Source organism: Janibacter sp. CFPM2_SD2, from assembly GCF_057364645.1.
In genome coordinates this window covers 1-3,112 of record NZ_JBNFOF010000269.1, presented here as the reverse complement: position 1 = coordinate 3,112, position 3,112 = coordinate 1, and the positions used below count along the sequence as shown (strand labels likewise).

The following is a 3,112-nucleotide window of genomic DNA, read 5'->3' as shown; positions in this document are numbered from 1 at the left end:
GGACCGCGTCGGCGACGCGGACGAGGCCCCGAGCGCTCGTCGAGCGCGTGCGCGCCGCGGCTGCCGCCCATCCCCGAGGTCGACGTCGTCGGCGACCCCCAGGACCGGCTGCCGCACGTGTGCACCTTCAGCGTGCTCTACGTCGACGGCGAGACGATCGTCGACGAGCTGCTCGCCGGGGCCTGGCGGTCGCGTCGGGGTCGGCGTGCACCTCCGACACGCTCGAGCCGAGCCACGTGCTCGCCGCGATGGGGGCCCTCACCCAGGGCAACGTGCGGGTGACGCTGCCGCTGCGGTCCGTCTCCCCCGACCGGGCAGCCGCCGTGGAGCGGCTCTGCACCGAGCTGCCCGACGTCGTCACGACCTGCCGGGCGCGCTCGGCCTCACCCCCTAGGCGAAGGGGAGGTCCCGCGCCTCGACGAGGGCGCCGAGGTCGAGTGCCGGCGCCTGCAGCGCCTGCGCCAGCCGCGCGAGGTACTCGTGGCGGTGCACCTCGACGATGCCGAGCGTGCCCAGGTGCGGGGTGCGCCACTGGACGTCGATGATCCGGCGCGGGTCGCCGTCGGCGCTGACGAGCCGGTCGAGGGCGACGAGCGCGGCCTTCGAGGCGTCGGTGACGTGGTGGAACATCGACTCCCCCGCGAAGAGCCCGCCGATCGCCACGCCGTAGAGGCCCCCGACGAGGGTGCCCTCGTCGTCGCGGACCTCGACGCTGTGCGCCCAGCCGAGGGCGTGCAGCTCCTCGTAGGCCGCCCGGATGGCATCGGTGATCCAGAAGCCGTCCCGCTGCGGGTCGCCGCAGGCGGCGACCACCCCGGCGAAGTCCTCGTCGACGGTCACGGTGAAGCGGGGCAGCGACCGTCGCAGCGACCGGCTGACGTGCACGGTCCCCGGCTCGAGCACGCCGCGCCACCGGGGGCACCACCACCCCATCGGCGGGGACCCCCCTTCGCCCAGGCCCATGGGGAAGATCCCGAGCCGGTAGGCGGTGACGAGGGAGGCCGGGTCGAGGCGGCCACCGACGCCGACGACCTCGCCGACGTCACCGGGGGCGCTCTCGGCGGCCTCGAGGCCGGCGCGCAGGTAGCCGCTCCACAGCGCCGACGAGCCCGGCGGCTCGATCGGCGGGAAGGGGACGCGGCTCATCGTCGCCGTGCGGTCAGGGACGGTGGCAGGAGATGTGCTGGCCGATGAGGTCGGCGCTCTCCTGCCCGTAGGCCTCGGCGAGCCGCGCGAGGAAGCGGGCCGTGCCGATCTCGTACTCCTGCGTGCCGACGGTCTCGATGACATAGGTCGCGAGCATCGAGCCCAGCTCAGCGGACTCGCGCAGCGGCAGACCCTCGCAGATGCCGGTGAGGAAGCCGGCACGGAAGGCGTCGCCGACGCCCGTCGGGTCGGCCTTGGTCACCTCGCGGGCGGTACCGACGACGATCGGCTCGTCGAGCCCGCGGCCGGTGATGCGCACGCCGTCCTTGCCCAGGGTCGTGACCCGGTAGCCGACCCGGGAGGCGATCTCCTCCTGGGACCAGCCGGTCTTCTGCTCGGTGAGGTGCGACTCGTACTCGTTGGTGATGAGGTACTCCGCGCCGTCGATGAGGTCACGGATGAGCTCGCCGTCGCCGAAGGCCAGCTGCTGGCTCGGGTCGCTGACGAAGGGGATGCCCCGCGTGCGGCACTCGGCGGTGTGGCGGCGCATCGCCTCGGGGTCGTCGGGGCCGACGAGGACGAGGTCGAGGCCACCGACGCGGGCCGCGATGGGCGCGAGCTCGATCTCACGCGCCTCGGACATCGCCCCGGCGTAGAAGGTCGCGATCTGGGCCATGTCGTCGTCGGTCGTGCAGACGAAGCGCGCGGTGTGCTGCGTCTCGGAGACGTGGACGGACTCGCAGTCGACACCGTGGCGCTCCAGCCAGCTGCGGTAGTCGGCGAAGTCCTCGCCGACGGCACCGACGAGCACGGGGCGCTGGCCGAGGTTGGCCATGCCGAAGCAGATGTTGGCCGCGACCCCGCCGCGGCGGATCTCGAGCTTGTGCGCGAGGAAGCTCACGGAGATCTTGTCGAGCTGGTCGACGACGAGCGAGTCCGCGAAGCGACCCGAGAAGGTCATCAGGTGGTCGGTGGCGATGGATCCGGCGATGGCGATGGGCACCCGGTCACCCTACGACGAAGGGCCTCCCCGCCGGTGCGGCGGGAAGGCCCTGTGCGTCGTGCGCGTCGGTCAGCTGAAGCTGTCGCCGCAGGCGCACGAGGAGCCGGCGTTGGGGTTGTCGATCGTGAAGCCCTGCTTCTCGATCGTGTCGGCGAAGTCGATGGTCGCGCCACCGAGGTAGGGGGCGCTCATCCGGTCGACGACGACCTCGACACCGCCGAAGTCGCGGACGAGGTCACCGTCGAGGGAGCGCTCGTCGAAGTACAGCTGGTAGATCAGGCCGGAGCAGCCACCGGGCTGCACGCCGATGCGCAGGCGCAGGTCGTCACGACCCTCCTGCTCGAGCAGCGACTTGACCTTGCCGGCGGCGACGTCGGTGAGGACGACGCCGTGGCTCTCGGTGGCGTCGGTGGTCTCGGGGGTGGTGGCCTGGGTGTCCTGGACGCTCATGCGATGTCCTCACGGCTCGGGGTCTGTATGGGTGGCGGGGTCCGCCACGACGGGGTCAACAGGGGCGGTGCGCAGGTTGTTCCCGTCCGTCCACCATACGTCAGGGACGAAGGGAGGTCACCGTCGCGGTGACCACGTGGCGGCCACCCGCTCGGCCCGCTCCGCGAGGGTGCCGACCGGGTCGGCCATGACCGGCGCGAGGTCCGCGTGCTTGTCCGCCACGGCGTAGCTACCCGCCAGGCCCATGGCCATGGCCTCGCGCCGCCCGATGAGGACCTGGCCGGCGAGCGCGACCGCGGGGGTGGCGTGGGCCGACGCGAGCTCGGCGACCCCGGCGACGACCTTGCCCTGCAGGCTCTGCCAGTCGAGGCACCCCTCGCCGGTGATGACGAGGTCGGCGGCGGCGACGAGCCGCTCGAGACCGACGGCGGCGAGGACCGTCTCGACACCGCTCACCCGACGACCGCCGAGGAGGAGCAGCGCGTAGCCGACCCCGCCGGCGGCGCCGGCACC

The 3,112-nt window shown here is 73.1% G+C and carries 4 protein-coding genes and 1 pseudogene; 1 reads left to right on the top strand and 4 read right to left on the bottom strand.

What is annotated here, in order from left to right; genetic code table 11:
• Positions 1–374: pseudogene (locus tag AC2W7J_RS17035) on the top strand (aminotransferase class V-fold PLP-dependent enzyme); the annotation flags it as partial.
• A gap of 16 nt (positions 375–390) precedes the next feature.
• Here AC2W7J_RS17035 and aat read toward each other — a convergent pair.
• From aat to AC2W7J_RS17015, 4 genes are all read right to left on the bottom strand, one after another.
• Positions 391–1,146 carry a leucyl/phenylalanyl-tRNA--protein transferase gene (gene aat / locus AC2W7J_RS17030; RefSeq protein WP_485983860.1) on the bottom strand — a complete coding sequence of 252 codons (756 nt, stop codon included), beginning with the start codon at positions 1,144–1,146 and terminating at the stop codon, positions 391–393.
• A gap of 13 nt (positions 1,147–1,159) precedes the next feature.
• Positions 1,160–2,149, bottom strand: a complete 990-nt coding sequence (locus AC2W7J_RS17025; protein WP_485983859.1) for a carbohydrate kinase family protein — start codon at positions 2,147–2,149, stop codon at positions 1,160–1,162.
• A 69-nt stretch (positions 2,150–2,218) separates the two neighbouring features.
• A complete protein-coding gene (locus tag AC2W7J_RS17020) occupies positions 2,219–2,599 on the bottom strand; it encodes a HesB/IscA family protein (RefSeq protein WP_255186055.1) in 381 nt (126 codons plus the stop codon).
• Positions 2,600–2,716: 117 nt separating this feature from the next.
• Positions 2,717–3,112 (bottom strand): glycerate kinase (locus tag AC2W7J_RS17015; RefSeq protein ID WP_485983857.1); only part of this gene is annotated, 396 nt, incomplete at its 5' end.

What these genes read in the sequence shown, in the direction of transcription:
- AC2W7J_RS17020 (WP_255186055.1), bottom strand. Translation starts at nt 2,599, where the DNA reads ATGAGCGTCCAGGACACCCAGGCCACCACCCCCGAGACCACCGACGCC.
- aat (WP_485983860.1), bottom strand. Translation starts at nt 1,146, where the DNA reads ATGAGCCGCGTCCCCTTCCCGCCGATCGAGCCGCCGGGCTCGTCGGCG.